The following is a 21896-nucleotide window of genomic DNA, read 5'->3' as shown; positions in this document are numbered from 1 at the left end:
AGTTCGTCCTAAGCGAAGTAATAGGCGAGCTTTTGCTCACCATCATAGGGTGAATAGCCGAGAAAAATACCGGTGGGGCTTTCGTGGATAAGGGTGGTGTAGATCGGGTGCTGATCAAGGTGCTGGCAGGCGATGTTGGGCAGCAACGGTTCTCGCATCAATAGATTGCCATCGCGACGCCACAGGCCGACCGCTGCGCCGGGGCCGAGGTCGAGTGAGCGGTAGAACGACCGAAAGTAATCGATCTCTAGCGATGCGAGGATAACACCGGCAAAGTTGCCGTCGTCGTCCGTGAGGCGCTGGCTGTAAGTGAAAATGGGCTTGCCCGAGGTGGCGGCCTCGACCAGCTCACCCAGGTGGTGGCGGCGTTTGCCAGCCTGGTGCGCCTGAAAGTAGTCTCGGAAGCTGTAGTTGCCGCTGGGAGGCGGAAACTGCTGGGTGAATGAACGAAGCTCGCCCTCGGCGCTGAAAATGAGCAGCGCGCTGACTTGGGGGAGCGCGTCGGCCATCGCCTTGAGTGAGCGCCATTCGGTCTTCGATTCCGTGACCGATGTCATTCCGTTGGTGACAACTTGACGGGCAATGTCAACGAAAAGGAGGTCGATCGGGTCCAGGCTGCGGTAGACATGCTCCTCGAGCACGCGCGAGATGTTAGCGGCCAGCTGCACCGACTCCTTGCGGATGGTCCGGCTCTCCAGGTTGGTGAAGTAGGCCCAGCCCAATACGCAGATGACGGCCATGAGGCCGTACGAGCCCAATACCAGCGCTGGAGCCTTGTCCGTCAGCTTTCGCAACGTGTTGATCGAGTGGCTTAACAGCGACAGAGCCAGCAGCGCCTGAAGCGCAGCAGTTTGAGGTGGCAGCGAGAGAAGTAGTACTCGACCGGACGGGTCCTGCAGCCAATAGGTGTAGATGGCCAGCTTATAGAAGCTGGTGAGCAGGGCGACGAGTGCTGCCACGACTGTCACCATGACGCGGCGGCGTCTGGTTGTCTGGAGGCCCAAGGTGCCGACTACCAAGAACAGGAACGTGAACACGGATGGCGGTGACAAGGGTGCCGCTCCGTAAGCCGCAGGCCAGTCGGTCATGGTGCTGCTCAGGCTCCCAAGGACGATGAGCAGAACGAGCGAGCTTGCCAGCTGCGACACCCGTTTCCAAATGCTGGCGAAGAACCCAGACACCGCAGCAATACCCGTAAGAGCCAGAGCGATGCCGCCGATAAGCTCCGTCGCTAGCCCCTCTCGGCCAGAGGCAGGCGCAGCACCGGAGCCGAAAGCCACCAACTGCCGGCTATGATTGCGCCACCGAGATGACGGCAAGGACTACTGCCAGGCGGAATGCGAGGTGCTGGTGGCGGGAGTGAGGACACATGAGACGCTCATTGGTTATCTAGGTGTTTGATTCGGTTTGGCTGATTATCGGCAGATTGTGGATTTTGGGTATCCGGATTATCGGGTTGTTATGCGAGATTGTAAGGTGGGCTGCAAGTAAAACTTACCACGGATTAACTGGTTGATAGGCCCTACATAACCACACTTGAAGCCATAGCCGCTAACTTGGCCGCCGCTGATAAGGCTTAGGAGAACCGGGCTACCTGGTTCATACTCGGGAAGCTTCGGAACTGACCAGGGCAAGAGGGACTACGCTGGGTGGCGGCTCGACCCAGACTACGCTGATCTCGTTCCTTCTCGGCTAGGCGTTGACTTTCTCATCATGCATTGAGGCCCGTGTTTCAAAAACACGGGCCGATTTTATTATTCGGGGAACCTGCCCCGTGTGTTGTTGGCAATTCTGACCAGCATGAGCATGATGGGCACCTCCACCAGCACGCCGACCACCGTGGCCAGCGCCGCGCCGGACTGCAGGCCGAACAGGGCGATGGCGGCAGCCACCGCCAGCTCGAAGAAGTTGCTGGCCCCGATCATCGCCCCGGGAGCCGCCACGTTGTGGCGCACCTTCCACGCCTTGGCCCAGCCGTAGGCGATAAAGAAGATCAGGAAGGTCTGGAGGATCAGCGGGATGGCGATCAGCACGATATGCAGCGGCGCCTCGAGGATCACCTCGCCCTGGAAGGCGAACAGCAGCACCAGGGTGATGATCAGCCCGACGGGGGTGATCGGACCCACCTTCTTCATGAAGACGTTGTCGTACCACTCGGCGCCGTGGCGGGCGATCAGGGTGCGCCGGGCCAGGTATCCAGCGGCCAGCGGGATGACGATGTAGAGCACCACCGACAGCGCCACGGTGTCCCAGGGCACCTGGATGTTGGAGACGCCGAGCAGGAAGACCACGATGGGGGCGAAGGCGAACAGCATGATCAGGTCGTTGAGGGCCACCTGCACCAGGGTGTAGGCGGCATCGCCGCGAGTCAGGTAGCTCCAGACGAAGACCATGGCGGTGCAGGGCGCTGCCCCCAGCAGGATAGCGCCGGCCAGGTACTGGCTGGCCAGGTGTTCCGGTATCAGCGGGGCGAACACCACCGTCAAAAAGAACCAGGCGATGGCAAACATGGTGAAGGGCTTGATCAGCCAGTTCACCGTGGTGGTGATGACGAGCCCCTTGGGCTGGCGGCGCACGCCGAGCACGGCGGAGAAGTCGATCTGCGCCATCATGGGAAAGATCATCGCCCATATCAGGACCGCCACCGGGATCGACACCTTGGCATACTCGAAGCGCGAGAGCGTCTCGGGCACTGCCGGGGCAAACTGGCCGAGCAGCACCCCGACGACGATGGCCAACGCCACCCACACCGAGAGGTAGCGCTCGAAGAGCCCCATGCCCTCCGTCGTGATGGGTGCCTCGGATGCCTGATGTGCGGTCATAGTGTGACTCCTGTCAGATGGCACCTTGATTCACGCGCCGGGAAACGTCTTCTGCGCTTTCCACTCGCTCAGAGTAGCGGTCTGTCAAGTAGTCGCTTCGTCCCCGGATCATCAGGGTGAACTTGGTCAGCTCCTCGCAAACATCCACAATGCGGAGGTACAGGGGGGAGGGCTTCATGCGGCCAGCGTCATCGAATTCGGTGAAGGCTTTTGGCACCGAAGACTGGTTGGGTACCGTCACCATGCGCATCCAACGGCCGAGGATGCGCATCTGGTTGACAGCATTGAAGCTCTGGCTCCCGCCTGATACCTGCATCACGGCCAGGGTCTTGCCCTGGGTCGGGCGAATGCCGCCCAGCGACAAGGGAATCCAGTCGATCTGGGCCTTCATGATGGCCGTCATGGCACCATGGCGTTCGGGACTGACCCACAGCATGCCCTCCGACCACTCGGCCAACTCGCGTAGCTCCTGAACCTTGGGGTGGTCAGCTCCGGCATCATCCGGCAAGGGCAGGCCACTGGGGTTGAAAGTTCGCACCTCGCATCCGAACCAACGCAGCAGCCGTCCGGCTTCTTCGGCAACGAAACGCGAGTAGGAGCGTTCTCGCAGGGAACCGTAGAGCACTAAAATGCGTGGCGCATGCTGGGGGGCCTCGGGGCCTACCAACAGTGTCGGGTCGATGGGACGCAACTGCGAAGGATCAATATTGGGGAGGTCTGCCAGCATCTTGATGTCGCTCATGGCGCGATTCCTGGGTAATGGATGACTTCACCATCTTCCTTGACGAAGTGCGCTACTGGATGGTCAAGGAGATCCTGCACCGTCTCCGAGGGTCGGCATAGCCTGGCGCCCTTCCGTGTCACCACGATCGGCCGGTTGATCAGAATCGGTTCCGCCAGCATGGCATCGATCAGCTGATCATCCGTCAATGCCGGGTCGTCCAGCCCCAATGCCTCATAGGGGGTTCCCTTGCGCCGCAGCAGATCCCGAGGACGGATACCCATCATCGCCAGCAGCTCCACGAGACGTTCCCGGCTTGGGGGCGTCTTGAGGTATTCGATGATCTCGGGAGGTTCACCAGAGGCCTTCATCATCGCCAAGGTATTGCGCGATGTGCCGCAGTTCGGGTTGTGATAGATCTGGGGGAGCATAGCGTCTCATTCCCTATCTTGATTCGGAGTGCAACCGATCAGGGACTCCGCCAAGGGGCCACACACCTCCGGATGCCCCGCGCAGCAGTCGCGCACCAGGAAGCGGATGGCTTCCTGCATGTGGCTCAGATTCGCCCGATAGATGATCGAGCGCCCCTGGCGACGGGATACCACCAGCCCTGCCCGCGACAGCACAGACAGGTGCGCCGACATCGTGGCGTGTGGCACCGATAGCTGCCTTGCGATCTCGCCGGCGGGGAGCCCATCCGGTTCCTGCCGTACCAGTAGGCGAAAGATATCTAGGCGTGTCGCCTGGGCCAGAGCGGAAAAGCTCTCGATTACGTTTGATGTTTCCATATTTCTAAAAATATGGAATTATTGAAGACGCGTCAAGGTCGTTATCCGAAGGGGAGACGTCGTACGTCCCGGCAGCGTACAACGCCACTCTACTCGGATACATGCTAATTCGGATCAACGAGGAGCCACTTGATGAAGCAGCGACGTGTTCTGTTCCTGTGCAATGCCAACTCGGCCAGATCCCTGATGGGCGAAGCCCTGTTACGTCATCTGGCTGGCGACCGCTTCGAGGCGTTCAGTGCTGGCTCTGAGTCTGATCACCCCCATGAGCTGACCTTGGCTGCCTTGAGCAAGCAAGGTATCGATACTCAAGGGCTCGCCAGCAAGCCCCTGGACGACTTCGCCGGTGAGCATTTCGATACGGTGATCGTGCTCTGCGACAAGGCCCAGCAGGCGTGCCGCGACTGGACCGGGGGGAGCGATGAGTATCTTTACTGGGATATCCGCGATCCGCGCCTGATCGAGCGATGGGATGCCTACGAGCAGGCGCTGGTCGAGATACGTCATGGATTGATGCTGTGGCTGGAGATCAAGGGGCGCGACGACTTCGAGCGCTGAGCCAGGCGCATTGCGCCCCATCCTGCCATGGCTTAATGATGACCGTGCACGACATCACCAATACGCAGACCATCCTGGACGCGCCGCACAAGGACCTGCGGCGGGTGCGGGCCTTCGGCATGAGCCCTGTTCCTGACCGTGACCGGCCAAGGCTATCATGGCGATCTTTCACGCGCTCAAGGGCAATCTGAACGGCCACGCCGTGCGCGTGCTCCTGGCCAATGCCTCGCTCACCGACATGGTCTTCGAGCTTGAGCGCGAGGTGATGGTGGAGGAGGTCAATGCGGCACTCCAGGCTGCCGCCGAGGGTGAACTTGCCGGTATCCTGGGCTACGAGGAGTGCCCGCTAGTCTCCATCGACTACCGAACCGATGAACCGTACCGGGATTCCCGGAGGCTCCAAACCTTGAGTGGATGGAGCCATGAACACTTCCAAGCGATATGCACCTGAGGTCCGTCAGCGGGCCGTCCGCATGGTCTTCGACCACGAGGCCGACTACCCCCCAGTGGGCCGCTATCGGTGCCATTGTCCCCAAGATCGGCTGCACACCCGAGACGCTGCGTAGCTGGGTCCGTCAGGCCGAACGTGATGCGGGACATCGGGAACACGATCACTACTGAACGCGAGCGGATCAAGGCCCTGGAGCGCGAGAACTGCGAGTTGAAGCAGGCCAACGAGATTCTCCGTAAGGCCGCCGCGTATTTTGCCCAGGCGGAGCTCGACCGCCGCGGCAAGTGATGATCGAGTTCATCGATGATCACCGGGAGTCGTACGGGGCCGAGCCGATCTGCCGCGCCCTGCCGATCGCCCCGTCGACCTACTACGAGCCAAGGCCCGTGATGCCAAGCCAGATCGCGCGCCACTCCGCTTTCAGCGTGATCGCTGGCTGAGCGCCGAGATCCAGCGCGTTTGGGAGGTGAACTTCGGTGTCTATGGCATCCGCAAGGTCTGGCGCCAATTGCATCGAGAAGCGATTCCCACGGCTCGCTGTACCGTCGAGCGCCTGATTCGTCGGATGGGGCTGCGTGGCGTGAAGAGAGGCAAGCCGATCCGTACAACGGTGCCAGATCCCAACAAGGCTTCGCCGGCAGACTTGGTGCGACGGCAATTTCAGCCAGCTCAGCCAAATGCGCTGTGGGGGTCGGATTTCACCTATGTCGCGACCTGGCAGGGTTTCTGAAGGTAGGGTGGGCAGGCGGGGCATGGCAAAGTCGTTTGTTGCCGTCTAAGGGAATTGCCATTTGAGGTGCGTCAGTACCTATTGGTGACTGGCAACTACTGGGCATTCACGCTGACTGACGGCGCGCTGCGCATGTTGGCGGTGCTGCAGTGAGACCTGACGAAATCCGGAGATCCAAGTGCCTGGCGGTATGTTGTAGCGGGGTGAAGGCGATTCATCTGTCGCTATGACGCCTAGCCTGCGGGCGTGCTTGGGGTAGACGTTTTAGGAGGCGAAGCGACCGCACATATGAGCTCTTCAAGCTTTACTTACCTTTAGGCTGCCTCCGTAGCGAATGTGAGAATTCGTCTTATCACTGACTTTGACTTAGCTGGCTGGCCAGTGAGTGAAAGCACGCAAGGCTGCCGGATACCAGGGGCGCAGCCGACGCTCGTCCGCTGCAATGGCTGGTGCAACGTGGTCGCAGTTTGGTCGCAGGTCGTAGCGAAATCACGTGTTGTGTGTAACCAGTGTAAAAATTCAAGTTATTGATTTTTTCGACAAAAGCCCGTAGCAAGCGCGGCCTAATGTTGTCAAAATACGGATTCAAAATCCGCCGGGTGCAAGCCCTTGTCGGTTCGAGTCCGACCGCCGGTACCACTTAGAAAACAGTCGCTTACGAGCGGCTGTTTGCGTTTTTGGTATCTCTAAGTCTAAAGACCCTACCCGAACCACCTTGCCAGCGTGGCCTTGGCCTTCTGCCGGTGCTTGTCGTTGATCTTGGCCGCGACGATGGCCAATGCGCCGGCCAGTATGCTCATGTCGTCGGTATAGCCGAGTAGCGGTGTGAGGTCAGGGATGGCGTCGATCGGCGAGATGAAGTAGCCCAGCGCACCATAGATGGCGGTCTTGGCCCACAGCGGTGTGCTGGGGTCCTGGGCCGAGTAGTACATCTTCAGGGCGGGCTCGAGGGTCTGCTTGCCCGCTCGGCGGGCGCTGTGGCCGACCTTGTCCCAGAAACCCTCTTCGGAATAGTGGCCCGCGTTCGCCTCGAGGGTGCCCTCGATAACGTTCGGCTCGCCGCCGTCACGCTGGAAGTCGTGTGCCTTCATGCGAGATCCCGTGTTTGCCTCATCCAGCGTTTTGACAGCATGAGCGGGCGCCACGTTCGCCTTGGCGTACAGGCAGTGCCATCGGCAAGTGTCTTGATGTCCCCGCGCTGCACACGGCATGCTGTCGAGCGAGAACAATGAGGAGGCGGTATGGGTGTGAAGCGGTTTGCCTGGGCGCTCGGCGCTCTTGGGGTGGGGCTGGCGCTGTTTGGCTGGCAACAGCGGAGTCCGGGTGCTTTCGTCGGTGTGGCGTTGATCGCGCTGGCCGGCGTGCTGCTGGCGACGTCGAAGCGGCGGCCCCAACGTTAGGCAGCGGGAGGCGTCTGGCGGGCCTGACATTCCCCATGCTTGGGCTTATGATAGTAAGAGTCACAGTCCTTCTCCCCGCCCGGGGCGAAGGGCTGTTTTCGTTGCATGGCCGGCGGCCCCATTGCCAAGAGCGGCGCTGCCGGTGCCAAGGAGGTCGTATGTCATCCCGTCCCCCCATCATCATCAACCGCCTGGATGCGGAGCGGCTGCAGCGCCTGATCGATCAGGCCAACGACAAGGATCGCTTCGTTGCCGACTGCCTGGAAGAGGAGCTCGAGCGCGGCGAGGTGATCGACCCCGAGGAGATTCCGGCGGACGTGGTCAGCATGAACAGCCAGGTACAGTTCACCGATCTGACACGCAGCCGGCAGATGATACGTACGCTGGTCTATCCCCATGCACTGGCGGCCACCGAGGACGGCATCTCGGTGATGGCCCCGATCGGTGCCGGCCTGATCGGCCTGCGCATCGGCGACGAGATCGACTGGCCGCTGCCGGGCGGCGGCGAGGCGCGCCTGCGCATCGATGCGATCCTGTGGCAGCCCGAACGGGAAGGCCAGTACCACCGCTGAGCCGACGCGCCTGGCGCTCAACCGAAGAGGAGCAGGAATGCCGCTTTCACTCTGGATGTCATTGGTGGCGGTGTGCGCCATGGGGGCGATGTCACCCGGGCCGAGCCTGGCCCTGGTGCTGCGTCATACGCTGGGCGGCGGCCGCTCGCCCGGCATCGTGGCGGCGCTGTCGCATGCGCTCGGGGTAGGCTTTTATGCCCTGCTCACGGTGCTCGGGCTGGGAGCGCTGATCGTGCGCTTTCCCACACTGTTCCAGGCGATCACCTGGGTTGGAGCGGCTTACCTGGCCTGGCTCGGGATCAAGGCGTTGCGTGCCGGCAGGGCAGCGGCACTCGAAGCGGCCGGCGTGGCGACTACCCGTCGCCAGGCGGCCCGCGAGGGTATGCTGGTGGCGCTGGGCAATCCCAAGCTGATCCTGTTCTTCGTCGCGCTGCTCAGCCAGTTCGTCACGCCGGAAATGAGCCTGGCGGCCAAGGCGATCATCGTCGCTACGGCAATGGTCATCGATGGCGGCTGGTACGTGCTGGTGGCGGTGTCGTTGACCCACTCCCGCGTTTTGCCCTGGCTGCAGGCCCGGGCGCATTGGATTCATCGCATTACCGGCATGATGCTGCTGGCACTTGCCCTGCGTGTGGTCATCGGCCCCCTCGGCTGAAGGTCAAGCGTTGATAGCTGAGCCGGCTGGTCGTCAGGGATGATGGTAGTCTCAGGATAATTCGTGAGCGGGATCCCTTGATGAACCTATTGGCGGAATACGACGAAGAAGAGCGAGCCCTGGCCCTGGTGCTCGACGAGGATCCCGATGTGGTGGCGGTGCTGTCGCTGCAACTGCATGTGCTGGGCCTGGAGAGCCGCTGCTACCGACGCGCCGATGCGCTGCTGGCAGAGCTCGACGAGTGTGCGCCGCAGTTGGTGATCATGGGGCTCGAGTTCGGCGACCCGGATGGCATCGAGCTGCTTCGGCTGCTGGCCGAGCAGCGCTTCGCTGGCTGGGTGCTGCTATTGGGCGGCGTCGAGCGCAAGATCTCGCGCATTGCCGAGAGGGTCGGCCATACCCTGGGGCTGCAGATGCTCGGTTCGTTGGACAAACCGATGCGGCTGGCCGAGCTCAGGCAGCGTCTCGATCGGCTGCGTCCCGGGCGCAAGCCGGCCATCGTACCCGAAGACAGTCCTTTCTTTTCCGCCGATGAGCTGGAATCGGCGCTCCAGCGCCGTGAGCTCACCGTGCATTATCAGCCGCAGTTCGAACTGGCGAGCGGTCGCCTGAGCGGCGTCGAGGCCCTGGTGCGCTGGTCGCATCCCCAGATCGGGCTGATCGGCCCGGCCAGTTTCCTGCCCATGCTCACGGCGGCACAGAGCCGGCGCCTGACCTGCCACGTGCTCGAGCAGGCGCTGGCCGATGCCCAGCGCTGGCGTGAGCAGGGCGTGCTGTTATCACTCTCGGTCAATGTCACCGCCGACGACTTGATGGCGTCGCAGCTGCCGGCGTTGACCCGCCAGCTGGCCCCGGGCGATTCGCCCTTGGTCGTGCTCGAGATCACCGAGACGGCAGCCATGGACGACGAGCTGCTGGGGTCGGAGATTGCTGCGCGACTGCATCTGAGCGGCATGGAGGTGGCGGTCGACGACTTCGGTGTCGGCTTCTCCTCGCTCTCACGGCTGCAGATGCTGCCGATCAGCGAGCTCAAGATTGACCGCAGCTTCATCCGTCACTTGCAACAGGATAGCCAGGACGCGGCGATCGTCGAGGCCATCGCCCTGCTCGGCCGACGCCTGGGCATTCGCGTGGTGGCCGAGGGGGTCGAGGAACTCGACTGCCTGCCCACGCTGGCCCGCTTCGGCTGCACCCATGTGCAGGGCTTCGGCCTGTCGCGGCCGGTGCCGGCGGATGAGATCCCCCGACTGGCCTGCGATCAGTCCCCGATCCGCGCCAGGATCGTCGCCAGCGGTGAGCCTTCCGGCAGTACGCCATAGGCCGGACTGGCCTCCACGCCGAGACGCGAGCGGCAGAAGGTCTCGGCCACCTCGTTCGGCGCGTGGCGCAGCAGCAAGGCCGCCTGCAGGCTCTGAGCCAGGCGCTGCGCCAGCCAGCGAGCACGTGGCTCTAGCGCTTCGGCAGGCTGCGACAGGTCGCGTTCCAGCCCGGCCAGTGCCAGGTCGAGATCCTGCTGCATGCCTTGCACGGCGCTGAACTCCCGGCGCAGGGCGGCGATCGATTCCGGATGACGTGTCAGCACGCGCAGCAGATCGAGGCAGATGACGTTGCCCGAGCCCTCCCAGATTGAGTTCACCGGCGCCTCCCGATAGAGCCGTGCCAGCGGTGTCTCTTCCACGTAGCCAATCCCCCCCAGGCACTCCATGGCTTCGGCCATGAACCCCGGTCCGCGCTTGTTGTGCCAGTACTTGGCGAGCGTCGGCAGCACTCGTGCAAGCGCGGTTTCGTGGGCCTCGCCGCGGGCGTCGCCGTCGAAGGCGCGAGCGGTGCGCAGGGCCAGCGCCAGGCCGGCTTCCACTTCCAGCGCCAGGTCGGCGATCACTGCCTGCATCAGCGGCTGCTCGGCGAGTGCCCGGCCGAAGGCGTGACGCTGGCGCGCGTGTCGCCACGCTTCGGACAAGGCCTGGCGCATCATGCCCACCGGGGCGGTGGCGGCATCGAGGCGGGTCTGCTGCACCATGTCGATGATGGTGGCCACGCCGCGGCCGGGCTCGCCGACCAGGGTGGCCCAGGCGCCGCGATACTCGATCTCCGCCGAGGCGTTGGCGCGATTGCCGCACTTCTCCTTGAGCCGCTGGATCTCGATGGCGTTGCGTTCGCCGTCCGGTGTGAAGCGTGGCGCCAGGAAACAGGAGAGGCCGGCGTCGGTCTGGGCCAGGGTGAGAAAGGCGTCGGACATCGGCGCACTGCAGAACCACTTGTGGCCGGTGAGCCGCCAGCCCTCGCCGTCGCGTTCGGCGCGGGTAGTGTTGCGGCGCACGTCGCTGCCGCCCTGCTTTTCGGTCATTGCCATGCCGAAGGTAAGGCCGCGCTTCTCCTGAGCGGGCAGGGCGCGGGGGTCGTAGGCGTTGGCCAGCAGGCCAGCGGCCCATTCGGCCTCGATCTCGGGGCTGCGGCGCAATACCGGCATGGCGGCATGGGTCATGGTGACGGGGCAGCAGAAGCCCGGCTCGGCCTGGGTCAGCAGGTAGAGCGCGGCGACATGCGCCTGGTGCCCGCCGTTTCCCTCTTCGTGCCAGGCCACGGCGTGCCAGCCGTTATCGATGGCCAAGTGCATCAGCTCATGATACGCGGGGTGGTAGCGTACCTCGTCCAGCCGCCGGCCGTGGCGGTCGAACAGGCGCAGCTCCGGCGGGTGGCGGTTGGCCGTTTCGCCCAATGCCTGCACGTGGGCACTGCCGAGATCGCGACCCAGCGCTGCCAGGCGTTCGGCAACCCAGGACGGCGCCTCACGTTCCAGCGCTTCGCGCAGCGGCAGGTCGCTGGCGATGAGATCGCAGTCGCTAGGCGTGTCGGGCTGGTTGAGCACCTCGTGGGTCGCCAGATGGCAGCGGGGGGCATTGTCGCGCATGGCAGCTGTCCTCCGTATCGCTGTCGTTTCAGCATGAACAGTCGTTCGGAAGCGGTCAACGCGCAGCGAACGTGACGCCGCCGCCGCTTCTCGGTAGGCTTGAGGGCAGCGTGCAAGATAGCCTGGCTTGGGCAGGCCCGAGGCAGGTTGCCTCGGTGCGCTGAGTGGTGCTACGTGTAAGACGTGGCATGGTGAGAGGACAGCGAGGCAGGCGAACACATGGCCATCCACGAGCACGAATGCCGCACCTTCCGCGGTGAGCCCTTCAATCTGCGGGCCTTGCGGGGACAAGTGCTGCTGATCGTGAACGTCGCCAGCCGCTGCGGCTACACTTCGCAGCTCGGCGAGTTGGAGCGTCTCTATCGTCGCCATCGCGACCGCGGCCTCACCGTGCTGGCTTTTCCCTGCAATCAGTTTGCCCGCCAGTCGCCGGAGACGGCGCTGGATTTCTGTGCCTTCAGTTCTAGCCAGTATGGCGTGACGTTCCCGGTCATGGAGAAGGTCAGGGTCAACGGCACCGGCGCGCATCCGCTGTTCGTCGAGCTCAAGCGCGAGGCACCGGGTGTGATGCGCACCCGGCTGATCAAATGGAACTTCACCAAGTTTCTGGTGGCCCGGGACGGCCGGGTGATTCAACGCTTCTCGCCGCGCGCGAGCGGTCAGGAGCTGGAGCGAGCCCTGGAAGAGGCACTCGACGAGAAGTTCCAGCTCTAGTCGGGTGACGGTTCGTGGCGATCGTACCGACGCAACTGAGTCAGGTGTGAGGCGACTCCCCCCGCGCCATCATCACGCGCGCCATCAGCTCGTTCCAACGGTGCCGCGTCATCATCGTGGTCAGCCCCGAGAACAGCGCCCAGGTCTTGCGCCGCCACCCCTTGAGGCGCAGGTTGTGGGCGACCAGTTGCTGCATCAACCGATAGTCGTCGAAGTTGCGCCACTGGCCGGCGATCGACACCTGGTTACGCACCAGTACCGGGGCAAGCTCCAGGCGGAAGATCCATTCCAGCTCGCGCAGCGTCAGGTCCTGACGCTGAATGACCCCCACCATATGCGCGAAGTCGCTCTCGCTGGGTTCGCGTTCCAGCCACAGCGGGGCCAATGCCAGCCACAGCTCGCCGCGTTCGTCCACCAGCGCCTGCGCGTTCATACCTCACCTCCTGCCATGGCGTTGCCGGGTAGCATCGTGCCCCAGGTGGCATTGTCGCTCAAGTGCGGACAGATGCCAGCATGGTCGCTAGAATGTCGCCACTGCTCATTCGTACCGATTCGGCGCCCTGGGCGGCGCTGCAACACCAATAACGAGGTCTGTCGTGATCATCAAACCCAAGGTCCGCGGTTTCATCTGTACCACTACCCACCCGGTCGGCTGCGAGAAGAACGTCCTCGAGCAGATCGAAGCAACCCGCGCCCGTCAGTTCGACAAGGCCAACGGGCCGAAGAAGGTGCTGGTGGTCGGCGCCTCCAGCGGCTACGGCCTGGCGGCACGTATCACCGCGGCGTTCGGCTACGGTGCCGACACCCTGGGCGTGTTCTTCGAGAAGCCCGGCAGCGAGAAGAAGCCCGGCACCGCCGGCTGGTACAACGCCGCCGCCTTCGACAAGTTCGCCAAGGCCGAAGGGCTCTACAGCAAGTCGATCAATGGCGATGCCTTTTCCCACGAGGCTCGCGACAAGGCCATCGAGATGATCAAGCAGGACTTGGGTCAGGTCGACCTGGTGATCTACTCGCTGGCTTCGCCGGTGCGCAGGCTGCCCGACTCGGGCGAGGTCAAGCGCTCAGTGCTCAAGCCGATCGGCGAGACCTATCGTGCCACCGCCATCGACACCAACAAGGACACCATCATCGAGGCCGAGGTCGAGCCCGCCACCGAGCAGGAAGTCGAGGATACCATTGCGGTGATGGGCGGCGAGGACTGGGAGCTATGGATCGACGCCCTGGACAAGGCCGGCGTTCTTGCTCCGGGGGCCCGTAGCGTGGCGTTCAGCTATATCGGCACCGAGATTACCTGGCCGATCTATTGGCACGGCGCGCTGGGCAAGGCCAAGGAGGATCTCGACCGGGCGGCCGGCGAGATCGACGAGCGGCTCAACAGCTCCGGCGGCGGCGCCAACGTGGTGGTGCTCAAATCGGTGGTGACCCAGGCCAGCGCCGCCATTCCCGTCATGCCACTCTACATCGCTATGTCCTATCGGATCATGAAGGAGAAGGGCTTGCACGAGGGCACCATCGAGCAGCTCAACCGGCTGTTTGGCGAACGGCTATATGGCGGGGAAATGACGACCGACGAAGCGGGGCGGGTGCGCCTGGACGACTGGGAGCTGCGCGACGACGTTCAGCAGGCGTGCCAGGAGCTGTGGCCCCAGGTGACCAGCGAGAACCTCTTCCAGATCACCGACTATGCTGGGTACAAGCACGAGTTTCTGAAGCTGTTCGGGTTCGAACGCGACGATGTCGACTACGAGGCCGATGTGAACCCGGATGTCAGCTTCGATGTCGTGACGTTATAGGCCCGCCATAGGGCACGATCCATGGCGGGCGAATCCAGCGTCAAAGGAGATGCCCCATGGATACCCGGGAGAGCAAGACTGCGGAGGAGAAGAAGCAACACCTCAAGGAGGAGAAGCTGCCTGAGGATTTTGCGCACCCCGAGCCCGACGCCGAGCAGCCCGAGGCCAAGCGACCGGCCAAGGGCTGGCACTGGCTGGTACTGGGGGTAGCGATCCTGGTGGCCGGCTTCCTGCTTTTCGTGTTGCTCCCTAAGATCGCGGGCTGATCCGCTGTCATCGGTTCGCCCAGGCCTGGGCTGTCCCCATGGCGGGACGGTGCCTGTGGCCGGGGCGGGCCACGTGCATGGTATTGCCAACGCGGCCGATCGAGTACCATTTCTGCTTCGCTCCGGCACATGGCGCTGCGCAATGCCTCACACCCCCACCGTCCCTTCTCGCTTGGCCAAGACCCGCTGGGTCGGCGTACTGACGCTACCGGGCTTTTCGCTCTTGGCCCAGGCCTGCGCACTCGAGCCGTTGATGGTGGTCAACCAGCTGACCGGTCAGCGGCTGTATCGACTCCAGGCGTTCACGCCCGAGGGCGGCGAGGTCGTCAGCATGGCCGATATCAGCCAGGCGGCCTGCACGCCCTTCGAACTGGCATCGATCGAACTGGACTTGCTGATCGTCTGCGCCCCGAGCCCGTTGCCAGCCACCCACGAGAGCGTCCTGACTGGCCAGTTGCGCCTGCTCGGGCGCAGCGGTGTGGTATTGGTGGGGGTCGGTGGGGGAACCGAACTGCTGGCCCGTGCCGGTGTGCTGGATGGCTATAGGGCCACGCTCCCGTGGCAGCGTTTCGCCGCTTTCACCCGCGCCTTCCCTCGTGTGCGTCTCACCCAGCAGCTGTTCGAGATCGACCGCGATCGGCTCACCTGCGGCGGCGGCACCGCGGCGATGGACATGATGATGACGCTGATCGCGTCCCACCATGGCAGCGAACTGGCCGAGCGCGTCTCCGAGCACTTCGTGCTGGAGCGCGTGCGCATGGCCGACGAGCCGCAGCAGGTGCCGCTGCGCGCCCGCCTGGGGCACGCTCCGGCACCGCTGGTGGACGCCGTGATGCTGATGGAGGCCAACATCGAGGAGCCGCTGACTACCCATGAATTGGCCGAGCATCTCGGCATCTCTCGCCGTCAGCTCGAGCGGCTGTTCAAGAAGTACCTGCAGGCCGTGCCGGGACGCTACTACCTAGACCTGCGCCTGAAGGAAGCGCGGCGCCTGCTGCGCGAGAGCGACCTGCCCGCCGGCGAGATCGCCATGAAAACGGGCTTCTCCTCACCCGCCCACTTTTCTACCGCCTACCGCAACCACTTCGGCGTGACCCCACGCGAAGAGCGCCTTTGACGGGCCGGGTTCGCAGCGTGTCTTTCCTCAAGACGACAGCCCTTTTATACAAATCGGGGTCTCATTGCTGAAAGCCGGCGCCGGCCTGGCTCCTTATACTCGAGTGACATCGTTGCGTTGCTAATTCCCCTTGCACGAATGGAGACCGAGATGAGCCATACCCCGACCCGCGCCGACTTCGACCGGTACATGGTGCCGAACTACTCTCCGCAGAAAGTCATTCCGGTGCGCGGCGAGGGCAGCCGTCTTTGGGACCAGGAGGGGCGTGAATACATCGATTTCGCCGGCGGTATCGCCGTGAACTCCCTGGGTCACTGCCATCCGGTACTGGTCGAGGCACTCACCGAGCAGGGCAATAAACTTTGGCACCTCTCCAACGTCTACACCAACGAGCCCTCGCTCAAGCTGGCCAAGACCCTGGTGGAGCGCACCTTCGCCGACAAGGCCTACTTCTGCTCCTCCGGCGGCGAGGCCAACGAGGCGGCGCTCAAGCTGGCACGGCGCTGGGCCCACGACAACTTCGGCGAGCACAAGCATCGCATCGTGTCGTTCCGCCAGTCCTTCCATGGCCGCACCTTCTTCACCGTCAGCGTCGGGGGGCAGCCCAAGTACTCCCAGGGCTTCGGTCCGGTCCCGGGCGGTATCGTCCACGGAGAATTCAACAACCTCGACAGCGTGCGCGAGCTGATCAATGACGACACCTGTGCGGTGATGGTCGAGCCGATGCAGGGCGAGGGCGGCATCATGCCGGCCACCCAGGAGTTTCTGCAGGGGCTGCGCGACCTGTGCGATGCCCACGACGCGCTGTTGATCTTCGACGAGGTGCAGACCGGCGTGGGGCGGACCGGCTCGCTCTACGCCTACATGGAGTACGGCATCGAGCCGGACATCCTCACCAGTGCCAAGGCGCTGGGCGGCGGCTTCCCCATCGGCGCCATGCTGACCACCGACCGGGTCGCCCCGGCGCTGGCCATCGGCACTCACGGCTCCACCTACGGCGGCAACGCGCTGGCCTCGGCCGTGGCCCTGGCGGCCGTCGAACATATCGACACGCCCGAAGTCCTCAACGGGGTCAAGCAGCGCCACGACCTGTTCCGCGAGCACCTCGAGGCGATCAACCGCAAGCACGGCGTGTTCAAGGAGATCCGTGGTATGGGCCTGCTGATCGGCGCCGAGATGACACCCGAGTACGAGGGCCGGGCCAAGGACATCCTGCCGCTGGCCATCGAGGAGGGCGTGATGGCCCTGATCGCCGGCCCCAACGTGCTGCGCATGGCCCCCTCGCTAGTGATCCCCGAGGCCGACATCGCCGAGGGCATGGCGCGGCTGGAGCGTGCCATCGAGCGGATGGTGGCAGCCAAGTGAAAGCTGGCCGAGCCATGCAACACGCCACCGCCAATCGACCAGGAGATCCCGCCATGATGGTCGTACGCCCCGTTCGGCCGGCCGACCTGCCGGCCCTGGAGCGGCTGGCGGGCTTGGCCACGCCGAGCCTGACCAACCTGCCGGCGCATCGCGACCGCCTCGAGGAGCGCATTGCCCGCTCGCGGCAGTCGTTCGGGCGCGAGGTGGACTTCCCCGGCGACGAGCACTACACCTTCGTGCTCGAGGATCTCGAGCGCGATGAGGTGGTGGGTACCGCCACCCTGCGCGCCGAGGCCGGCGCGCGGGAGGCCTACTACACCTACCGCCAGGAGACGCTGATCCACGCCTCGCAGCAGCTCAACGTACGTCGCGAGGTGCAGACCCTGTCGCTCTCCCACGAGGTCTCCGAGACCACCCAGCTGTGTGCGCTGTCGCTGGACCCGCGCTACCGCGGCACCAGCGCCGAGAGCCTGCTGCGCCGCGCGCGGCTAATGTTCATTGCCCAGTACCCGGAGCGTTTCGCCGAGGTGCTGGCGATGGCCTTTCCAGGCTATCTCGACGAGCAGGGCGAATCGCCGTTCTGGAACAGCGTTGGGCGCCACTTCTTCGTGCGCGACTACCACGACATCAACTATCTCGCCGGGGTGCGCTCGAAGAGCTTCATCGCCGAGGTGATGCCGCAGTTTCCGCTCTATCTGGCACTGCTCACCCCCCAGGCGCGCGCCGCCATCGGCCGCGAGCACCCCGCCCACGAGGCGGCCATGGCCGAGATGCTGGCCGAGGGCTTCATGCGCTCGCGCCACGTCGACCTGTTCGACGCCGGTCCGGTAATCAAGGGCGAGCGCGACCGCCTGCAAACCTTCCGCCGTGCCGCCTGGCATCCGGTACGGGTGCGGCCGGCCCATGCGCTGCCGGACGCCGAGCCGGCGATGATCGCCAACCAGCGCCTGGCCGACTTCCGCTGCGTGGTGGCGCGCTATGCGCTGTCGCCCACCGGCCAGTTGATGCTCTCCCCGGAGCACGCCGAGCTGCTCGGCGTGGAGGAGGGGCGGGCGGTACTCGCCGCACCGCTGGCGCTGCCGTCCAACGGCGAGGATGAAGCGGGTTTCGACGAGGGAGAGCTGTGATGCGTATTCGACCGATTGCCGAGGGCGACCTGGACGAACTGCAGAAGATCGCCCGCGAAACCGGGGTCGGCTTCACCTCGCTGCCCGACAACCGTGAGTTTCTCAGCGACAAGATCACCGCCGCGGTTGCCGCCTTCGAGCAGCGCACCCCGTCCGACCGGCGCAACTACTTCTTCGTGCTGGAAGACGAGGACAGCGGTGAGCTGGCCGGCTGCTGTGCGATAGAAGGCCAAGTGGGGCGCGAGGTGCCGTTCTATCACTATCGCGTGGGCACGCTGGCCCACTCGTCGGTACAGCTCGACCTGCATCGCACCATCGACACCCTGTTCCTCAGCTCCGATCACACCGGCGATGCCGAGGTGGCCTCGCTGTTCTTGCGTCCCGGCTTTCGCGGCAAGGCGCGCGCGCACCAGCGCAACGGTGCGCTGCTGTCGATGATGCGCTGGCTGTTTATGGCCGAGTTCCGCGACCAGTTCCCCGACAAGGTGCTGGCCGAGATGCGCGGGGTGTTCGACGAGCGCGGCAAGAGCCCTTTCTGGGAGTGCCTGGGCAGCCACTTCTTTCCCATGGACTTCGACGAGGCCGACCGCCTCACCGGGCTGGGGCAGAAGAGCTTCATCGGCGAGTTGATGCCCAAGTTCCCGATCTACACGCCGTTTCTTTCCGATGAGGCACGGGCCTGCATCGGTCAGGTTCACCGCGACACCCGCCCGGCGCTGGCCATGCTCAAGCAGGAGGGGCTGCGCTGGGAGGGCTTCATCGACATCTTCGACGGCGGTCCGACGGTGGAGGCCTACATCGATGACGTGCGCGCGGTGCGCAAGTCGCGCCGTTGCCGGGTCGAGATCCGTGCCAGCGACGAGCCGCCCCCCTCACGCCCGCGCTGGCTGGCGGCGAGCACCGTGATGGCCGATTTTCGTGCCGCCTGGGTGGCCCACGGCCCCGACGGGGAGGGCACCCTCACCCTGAGCGAGGCGGAGGCACAGCGCCTGGGCGTGACGGCCGGCGATGCGCTGCGCGTACTGGATACCGAGGAGATTTCATGAAAGCGATGCAACAGCTGATGATCGGCGGCACCTGGCAGCCGGGCGAGGCGACCTCCTTCACCAAGCGCGACCCGGTTTCCGGCGAGACCCTGTGGCAGGGCGCGGCGGCCGGCGACAGTCAGGTGGCCGAGGCGGTGGAGGCCGCCCGCGGCGCTTTTCCAGGCTGGGCCCGGCTCGGCTTCGCCGAACGCCTGAGCGTGGTAGAGCGTTTCCGCGAGCGGCTAGAGACCCACCGCGAGGATCTGGCCCGCGCCATCGCCGCCGAGACCGGAAAGCCGCTGTGGGAAGCCCGCACTGAGGTGGGCGCCATGATCGGCAAGGTGGCGATCTCGGCGCGCGCTTATCAGGAGCGCACCGGCGAGCGTAGCCGCGACGTCGGCGACACCACCGCCGTGCTGCGCCATCGCCCCCACGGCGTGATGGCGGTGTTCGGCCCCTACAACTTCCCCGGCCACCTGCCCAACGGTCACATGGTGCCGGCGCTGCTGGCGGGCAACACGGTGGTGTTCAAGCCCAGCGAGCAGACCCCGCTGACCGCCGATCTGACCCTGCAGTGCTGGCAGCAGGCGGGCCTGCCCGCGGGGGTGATCAACCTGGTACAGGGTGCGGCGCCGGTAGGCCAGGCGCTCTCCTCGCACCCGGGCATAGACGGGCTGCTGTTCACCGGCAGCGCCCGCGTGGGTGGTCTGCTCAATCGCCAGTTCGCCGACCAGATGGAGAAGATCCTGGCGCTGGAACTCGGCGGCAACAACCCGCTGGTGGTCAAGGAAGTGCACGACCAGGACGCCGCGGTGCTCACCATCCTGCAATCGGCCTTCCTCTCCGGTGGGCAGCGTTGCACCTGTGCCCGGCGTTTGATCGTGCCCGAGGGCCAGGTCGGCGACCACCTGCTCGATGCACTGGTCGACGCCATCGCCCGCCTGCGGGTGGCCGGGCAGTTCGAGGAGCCGGCGCCGTTCTACGGCGGCCTGGTCAGCCCGGAGGCAGCCCAGGGCCTGCTCAAGGCCCAGGAGGAGCTGGAGGCACTGGGCGGCGTGGTACTGGCGCGCATGGAGTGCCTGCAGGAGGGCACCAGCCTATTGTCGCCGGCGCTGATCGATGTCACCGGTCTCGACGTTCCCGACGAGGAGCACTTCGGCCCGCTGCTCAAGGTCTATCGCTACCACGACTGGGGCGAGGCCCTGCGGCTCGCCAACGATACCCGCTACGGGCTGGCCGCCGGCTTGATTGGCGGCGAGCGCACCGATTGGGACGACTTCCTGCTGCGCATCCGTGCCGGCATCGTCAACTGGAACCGCCAGACCACTGGCGCCTCCGGCGACGCACCCTTCGGCGGCGTGGGCATCAGCGGCAACCACCGTCCCAGTGCCTATTACGCGGCGGACTACTGCGCCTATCCGGTAGCCTCGATAGAGGCCGAAACCCTGAGCTTGCCCGACAACCTGCCGCCGGGAGTGGTGTTATGAGCCAGACGACGCACGCCGACTACCGGGAAGTCAATTTCGACGGCCTGGTGGGTCCGACCCACAACTACTCGGGCCTGGCCCATGGCAACGTGGCCTCGATGCGTCACGGTGGGCTGGTCTCCAATCCCCGCGAGGCGGCGCTGCAGGGTCTGGCCAAGATGAAGTCGCTGATGGACGCCGGCTACGCTCAGGGCGTGCTGCCGCCCCAGCAGCGCCCCGACCTCGGTGCGCTGCGCTCGCTCGGCTTCACTGGCAGCAACCGCGAGGTGCTGGCGCGGGCGGCCAAAGAGGCGCCCCAGGTACTGCGTGCGGTGTGTTCGGCCTCCAGCATGTGGACGGCCAACGCCGGCACGGTGACACCCAGCCGCGACGCGCCGGACGGCCGGGTGCACTTCACCCCGGCCAACCTGCAGTCGAGCTTCCATCGTTTCCTGGAACCGGAAACCACCGGCCGCGTGCTGGCGGCGATCTTCCGCCACGAGACCCACTTCGCTCATCATCCGGTGCTGCCGGCCACCCCCGCCTTCTCCGACGAGGGCGCGGCCAACCACACCCGGCTGTGTGGTGAGCACGGTGAGCCCGGCGTGCACCTCTACGTCTACGGTCGCCAGGCCTTCGGCAGCGGCCCTGGCGAGAGTCGCGAGCCCCAGCGCTTTCCCGCACGCCAGACCCTGGAAGCGAGCCAGGCGGTGGCCCGCCAGCACGGCCTGGCTACGGCGCAGACGGTCTTCGCCCAGCAGCATCCCGATGCCATCGACGCCGGTGTATTCCACAACGACGTCATCGCGGTGGGCAACGGACCGGTGCTGCTCTACCACGAGATGGCCTTCCTCGACGAGCAGGCCACCCTCGATGAGCTGCGCAGCAAGATGTCGACGCCGCTGATTCCGGTGCGGGTGCCCAGCGAGGCGGTGAGCATGGAAGACGCCGTGGCCTCCTACCTGTTCAATTCGCAGCTACTGAGCAACCCCGACGGCAGCATGACCCTGGTGGTTCCCGGCGAGTGCCAAGAGCGCGAGGCGGTGTGGCGCACCATCCAGGACCTGCTGCTGGCCGGTCACAATCCAATCGGTGAGGTGATCGTCAAGGACGTCAAGCAGAGCATGCGCAACGGCGGCGGCCCCGCCTGCCTGCGCCTGCGGGTGGTGCTCTCCGCCGAGGAGCGTGCCGCGCTGACCGGACGGGTACTGCTCACCGATACCCTGCACGATGAGCTGACCGCCTGGGTCGAGCGTCACTACCGCGACCGGTTGGCGCCCGACGACCTCGCCGACCCGCAGTTGGCCGACGAGACCCTCACCGCGCTGGACGAGCTGACGCGCCTCCTCGAGATCGGCTCGGTCTACCCGTTCCAGCTGGGGTAGTCCACCAACGAAGAGCGCGTGCCGGAAATT

The 21896-nt window shown here is 64.8% G+C and carries 22 protein-coding genes, 2 pseudogenes and 1 other annotated feature; of the genes and pseudogenes, 16 read left to right on the top strand and 8 right to left on the bottom strand.

The window, feature by feature from the left end:
- Positions 1 to 8: 8 nt before the first annotated feature.
- From KPL81_RS03250 to KPL81_RS03230, 5 genes are all read right to left on the bottom strand, one after another.
- The gene (locus tag KPL81_RS03250) at positions 9 to 1088 is read right to left on the bottom strand and encodes a PDC sensor domain-containing protein (protein WP_219790670.1); all 1080 of its coding nucleotides are present in this window, start codon (positions 1086 to 1088) and stop codon (positions 9 to 11) included.
- 666 nt (positions 1089 to 1754) lie between these two features.
- Positions 1755 to 2822: an ACR3 family arsenite efflux transporter gene (gene arsB, locus KPL81_RS03245; RefSeq protein ID WP_219790669.1), complete on the bottom strand. Its 1068-nt coding sequence runs from the start codon at positions 2820 to 2822 to the stop codon at positions 1755 to 1757.
- A gap of 13 nt (positions 2823 to 2835) precedes the next feature.
- Positions 2836 to 3549, bottom strand: coding sequence for an arsenical resistance protein ArsH (gene arsH / locus KPL81_RS03240; RefSeq protein ID WP_219790813.1), 714 nt, complete (start codon positions 3547 to 3549; stop codon positions 2836 to 2838).
- An 11-nt stretch (positions 3550 to 3560) separates the two neighbouring features.
- A complete protein-coding gene (arsC, locus tag KPL81_RS03235; protein WP_219790668.1) occupies positions 3561 to 3974 on the bottom strand; it encodes an arsenate reductase (glutaredoxin) in 414 nt (137 codons plus the stop codon).
- A 6-nt stretch (positions 3975 to 3980) separates the two neighbouring features.
- A complete protein-coding gene (locus tag KPL81_RS03230) occupies positions 3981 to 4331 on the bottom strand; it encodes an ArsR/SmtB family transcription factor (protein ID WP_219790667.1) in 351 nt (116 codons plus the stop codon).
- 132 nt (positions 4332 to 4463) lie between these two features.
- On the opposite strand from KPL81_RS03230, the gene KPL81_RS03225 reads away from it, so the two are divergent.
- The 3 genes and pseudogenes from KPL81_RS03225 to KPL81_RS20550 all read left to right on the top strand — a co-directional run.
- The gene (locus tag KPL81_RS03225; protein WP_219790666.1) at positions 4464 to 4889 is read left to right on the top strand and encodes an arsenate reductase ArsC; all 426 of its coding nucleotides are present in this window, start codon (positions 4464 to 4466) and stop codon (positions 4887 to 4889) included.
- 26 nt (positions 4890 to 4915) lie between these two features.
- Positions 4916 to 5262: pseudogene (locus tag KPL81_RS03220) on the top strand (type I glyceraldehyde-3-phosphate dehydrogenase); the annotation flags it as partial.
- Between the two features lie 49 nt (positions 5263 to 5311).
- Positions 5312 to 6067, top strand: a pseudogene (locus tag KPL81_RS20550) (IS3 family transposase); the annotation flags it as partial.
- Positions 5586 to 5702: a sequence feature (AL1L pseudoknot), on the top strand. It overlaps the preceding pseudogene by 117 nt.
- A 704-nt stretch (positions 6068 to 6771) precedes the next feature.
- Here KPL81_RS20550 and KPL81_RS03200 read toward each other — a convergent pair.
- Positions 6772 to 7161 (bottom strand): YkvA family protein, encoded by a 390-nt coding sequence (locus KPL81_RS03200; RefSeq protein ID WP_219790662.1) that lies wholly within the window; start codon positions 7159 to 7161, stop codon positions 6772 to 6774.
- A 150-nt stretch (positions 7162 to 7311) separates the two neighbouring features.
- On the opposite strand from KPL81_RS03200, the gene KPL81_RS03195 reads away from it, so the two are divergent.
- The 4 genes from KPL81_RS03195 (at position 7312) to KPL81_RS03180 (ending at position 10016) form a co-directional block, all read left to right on the top strand.
- A complete protein-coding gene (locus KPL81_RS03195) occupies positions 7312 to 7470 on the top strand; it encodes a hypothetical protein (protein ID WP_209473986.1) in 159 nt (52 codons plus the stop codon).
- A 158-nt stretch (positions 7471 to 7628) separates the two neighbouring features.
- Complete coding sequence (gene rnk, locus KPL81_RS03190) at positions 7629 to 8042, top strand: nucleoside diphosphate kinase regulator (protein ID WP_219790661.1); 414 nt, start codon at positions 7629 to 7631, stop codon at positions 8040 to 8042.
- Positions 8043 to 8079: 37 nt separating this feature from the next.
- Positions 8080 to 8697, top strand: coding sequence for a LysE family translocator (locus tag KPL81_RS03185; RefSeq protein WP_219790660.1), 618 nt, complete (start codon positions 8080 to 8082; stop codon positions 8695 to 8697).
- Positions 8698 to 8777: 80 nt separating this feature from the next.
- Positions 8778 to 10016: an EAL domain-containing response regulator gene (locus KPL81_RS03180; protein ID WP_219790659.1), complete on the top strand. Its 1239-nt coding sequence runs from the start codon at positions 8778 to 8780 to the stop codon at positions 10014 to 10016.
- Here KPL81_RS03180 and KPL81_RS03175 read toward each other — a convergent pair.
- On the bottom strand, positions 9956 to 11608 hold the full coding sequence (locus KPL81_RS03175; RefSeq protein WP_219790658.1) for an isovaleryl-CoA dehydrogenase: 1653 nt from the start codon (positions 11606 to 11608) through the stop codon (positions 9956 to 9958). The genes KPL81_RS03180 and KPL81_RS03175 overlap by 61 nt on opposite strands.
- A 219-nt stretch (positions 11609 to 11827) precedes the next feature.
- On the opposite strand from KPL81_RS03175, the gene KPL81_RS03170 reads away from it, so the two are divergent.
- Positions 11828 to 12322 carry a glutathione peroxidase gene (locus KPL81_RS03170; RefSeq protein ID WP_209473976.1) on the top strand — a complete coding sequence of 165 codons (495 nt, stop codon included), beginning with the start codon at positions 11828 to 11830 and terminating at the stop codon, positions 12320 to 12322.
- 40 nt (positions 12323 to 12362) lie between these two features.
- On the opposite strand, the gene KPL81_RS03165 is transcribed toward KPL81_RS03170, so the two are convergent.
- On the bottom strand, positions 12363 to 12755 hold the full coding sequence (locus KPL81_RS03165) for a DUF7079 family protein (RefSeq protein ID WP_219790657.1): 393 nt from the start codon (positions 12753 to 12755) through the stop codon (positions 12363 to 12365).
- Between the two features lie 163 nt (positions 12756 to 12918).
- Between KPL81_RS03165 and fabV the strand changes: the two genes are divergently transcribed.
- The 8 genes from fabV (at position 12919) to astB (ending at position 21866) form a co-directional block, all read left to right on the top strand.
- Positions 12919 to 14115 carry an enoyl-ACP reductase FabV gene (gene fabV / locus KPL81_RS03160; RefSeq protein ID WP_219790656.1) on the top strand — a complete coding sequence of 399 codons (1197 nt, stop codon included), beginning with the start codon at positions 12919 to 12921 and terminating at the stop codon, positions 14113 to 14115.
- 56 nt (positions 14116 to 14171) lie between these two features.
- Complete coding sequence (locus tag KPL81_RS03155) at positions 14172 to 14381, top strand: hypothetical protein (RefSeq protein WP_209473971.1); 210 nt, start codon at positions 14172 to 14174, stop codon at positions 14379 to 14381.
- Positions 14382 to 14523: 142 nt separating this feature from the next.
- Positions 14524 to 15498 (top strand): GlxA family transcriptional regulator, encoded by a 975-nt coding sequence (locus KPL81_RS03150; protein ID WP_219790655.1) that lies wholly within the window; start codon positions 14524 to 14526, stop codon positions 15496 to 15498.
- 150 nt (positions 15499 to 15648) lie between these two features.
- On the top strand, positions 15649 to 16863 hold the full coding sequence (locus tag KPL81_RS03145) for an aspartate aminotransferase family protein (RefSeq protein ID WP_219790654.1): 1215 nt from the start codon (positions 15649 to 15651) through the stop codon (positions 16861 to 16863).
- Positions 16864 to 16916: 53 nt separating this feature from the next.
- A complete protein-coding gene (locus KPL81_RS03140) occupies positions 16917 to 17990 on the top strand; it encodes an arginine N-succinyltransferase (RefSeq protein ID WP_209473965.1) in 1074 nt (357 codons plus the stop codon).
- Positions 17990 to 19036, top strand: a complete 1047-nt coding sequence (gene astA, locus KPL81_RS03135) for an arginine N-succinyltransferase (protein WP_209473963.1) — start codon at positions 17990 to 17992, stop codon at positions 19034 to 19036. Before KPL81_RS03140 ends, astA begins: the two co-directional genes overlap by 1 nt.
- Complete coding sequence (astD, locus tag KPL81_RS03130) at positions 19033 to 20502, top strand: succinylglutamate-semialdehyde dehydrogenase (RefSeq protein ID WP_219790653.1); 1470 nt, start codon at positions 19033 to 19035, stop codon at positions 20500 to 20502. The genes astA and astD overlap by 4 nt, the downstream gene beginning before the upstream one ends.
- Positions 20499 to 21866 carry an N-succinylarginine dihydrolase gene (gene astB / locus KPL81_RS03125; protein WP_219790652.1) on the top strand — a complete coding sequence of 456 codons (1368 nt, stop codon included), beginning with the start codon at positions 20499 to 20501 and terminating at the stop codon, positions 21864 to 21866. Before astD ends, astB begins: the two co-directional genes overlap by 4 nt.
- Positions 21867 to 21896: the final 30 nt, after the last annotated feature.

The organism is Billgrantia antri, assembly GCF_019430905.1.
Taxonomy (GTDB): Bacteria; Pseudomonadota; Gammaproteobacteria; order Pseudomonadales; family Halomonadaceae; genus Halomonas; species Halomonas antri.
This window is presented reverse-complemented; position numbering and strand designations above follow the sequence as displayed.

Excerpts from the sequence above, each read along its gene's own strand:
- KPL81_RS03250 (WP_219790670.1), bottom strand. The coding sequence starts at position 1,088 with ATGACCGACTGGCCTGCGGCTTACGGAGCGGCACCCTTGTCACCGCCA.
- arsB (WP_219790669.1), bottom strand. The coding sequence starts at position 2,822 with ATGACCGCACATCAGGCATCCGAGGCACCCATCACGACGGAGGGCATG.
- arsH (WP_219790813.1), bottom strand. The coding sequence starts at position 3,549 with ATGCTGGCAGACCTCCCCAATATTGATCCTTCGCAGTTGCGTCCCATC.
- arsC (WP_219790668.1), bottom strand. The coding sequence starts at position 3,974 with ATGCTCCCCCAGATCTATCACAACCCGAACTGCGGCACATCGCGCAAT.
- KPL81_RS03230 (WP_219790667.1), bottom strand. The coding sequence starts at position 4,331 with ATGGAAACATCAAACGTAATCGAGAGCTTTTCCGCTCTGGCCCAGGCG.
- KPL81_RS03225 (WP_219790666.1), top strand. The coding sequence starts at position 4,464 with ATGAAGCAGCGACGTGTTCTGTTCCTGTGCAATGCCAACTCGGCCAGA.
- KPL81_RS03200 (WP_219790662.1), bottom strand. The coding sequence starts at position 7,161 with ATGAAGGCACACGACTTCCAGCGTGACGGCGGCGAGCCGAACGTTATC.
- KPL81_RS03195 (WP_209473986.1), top strand. The coding sequence starts at position 7,312 with ATGGGTGTGAAGCGGTTTGCCTGGGCGCTCGGCGCTCTTGGGGTGGGG.
- rnk (WP_219790661.1), top strand. The coding sequence starts at position 7,629 with ATGTCATCCCGTCCCCCCATCATCATCAACCGCCTGGATGCGGAGCGG.
- KPL81_RS03185 (WP_219790660.1), top strand. The coding sequence starts at position 8,080 with ATGCCGCTTTCACTCTGGATGTCATTGGTGGCGGTGTGCGCCATGGGG.
- KPL81_RS03180 (WP_219790659.1), top strand. The coding sequence starts at position 8,778 with ATGAACCTATTGGCGGAATACGACGAAGAAGAGCGAGCCCTGGCCCTG.
- KPL81_RS03175 (WP_219790658.1), bottom strand. The coding sequence starts at position 11,608 with ATGCGCGACAATGCCCCCCGCTGCCATCTGGCGACCCACGAGGTGCTC.
- KPL81_RS03170 (WP_209473976.1), top strand. The coding sequence starts at position 11,828 with ATGGCCATCCACGAGCACGAATGCCGCACCTTCCGCGGTGAGCCCTTC.
- KPL81_RS03165 (WP_219790657.1), bottom strand. The coding sequence starts at position 12,755 with ATGAACGCGCAGGCGCTGGTGGACGAACGCGGCGAGCTGTGGCTGGCA.
- KPL81_RS03155 (WP_209473971.1), top strand. The coding sequence starts at position 14,172 with ATGGATACCCGGGAGAGCAAGACTGCGGAGGAGAAGAAGCAACACCTC.
- KPL81_RS03150 (WP_219790655.1), top strand. The coding sequence starts at position 14,524 with ATGCCTCACACCCCCACCGTCCCTTCTCGCTTGGCCAAGACCCGCTGG.
- KPL81_RS03145 (WP_219790654.1), top strand. The coding sequence starts at position 15,649 with ATGAGCCATACCCCGACCCGCGCCGACTTCGACCGGTACATGGTGCCG.
- KPL81_RS03140 (WP_209473965.1), top strand. The coding sequence starts at position 16,917 with ATGATGGTCGTACGCCCCGTTCGGCCGGCCGACCTGCCGGCCCTGGAG.
- astA (WP_209473963.1), top strand. The coding sequence starts at position 17,990 with ATGCGTATTCGACCGATTGCCGAGGGCGACCTGGACGAACTGCAGAAG.
- astD (WP_219790653.1), top strand. The coding sequence starts at position 19,033 with ATGAAAGCGATGCAACAGCTGATGATCGGCGGCACCTGGCAGCCGGGC.
- astB (WP_219790652.1), top strand. The coding sequence starts at position 20,499 with ATGAGCCAGACGACGCACGCCGACTACCGGGAAGTCAATTTCGACGGC.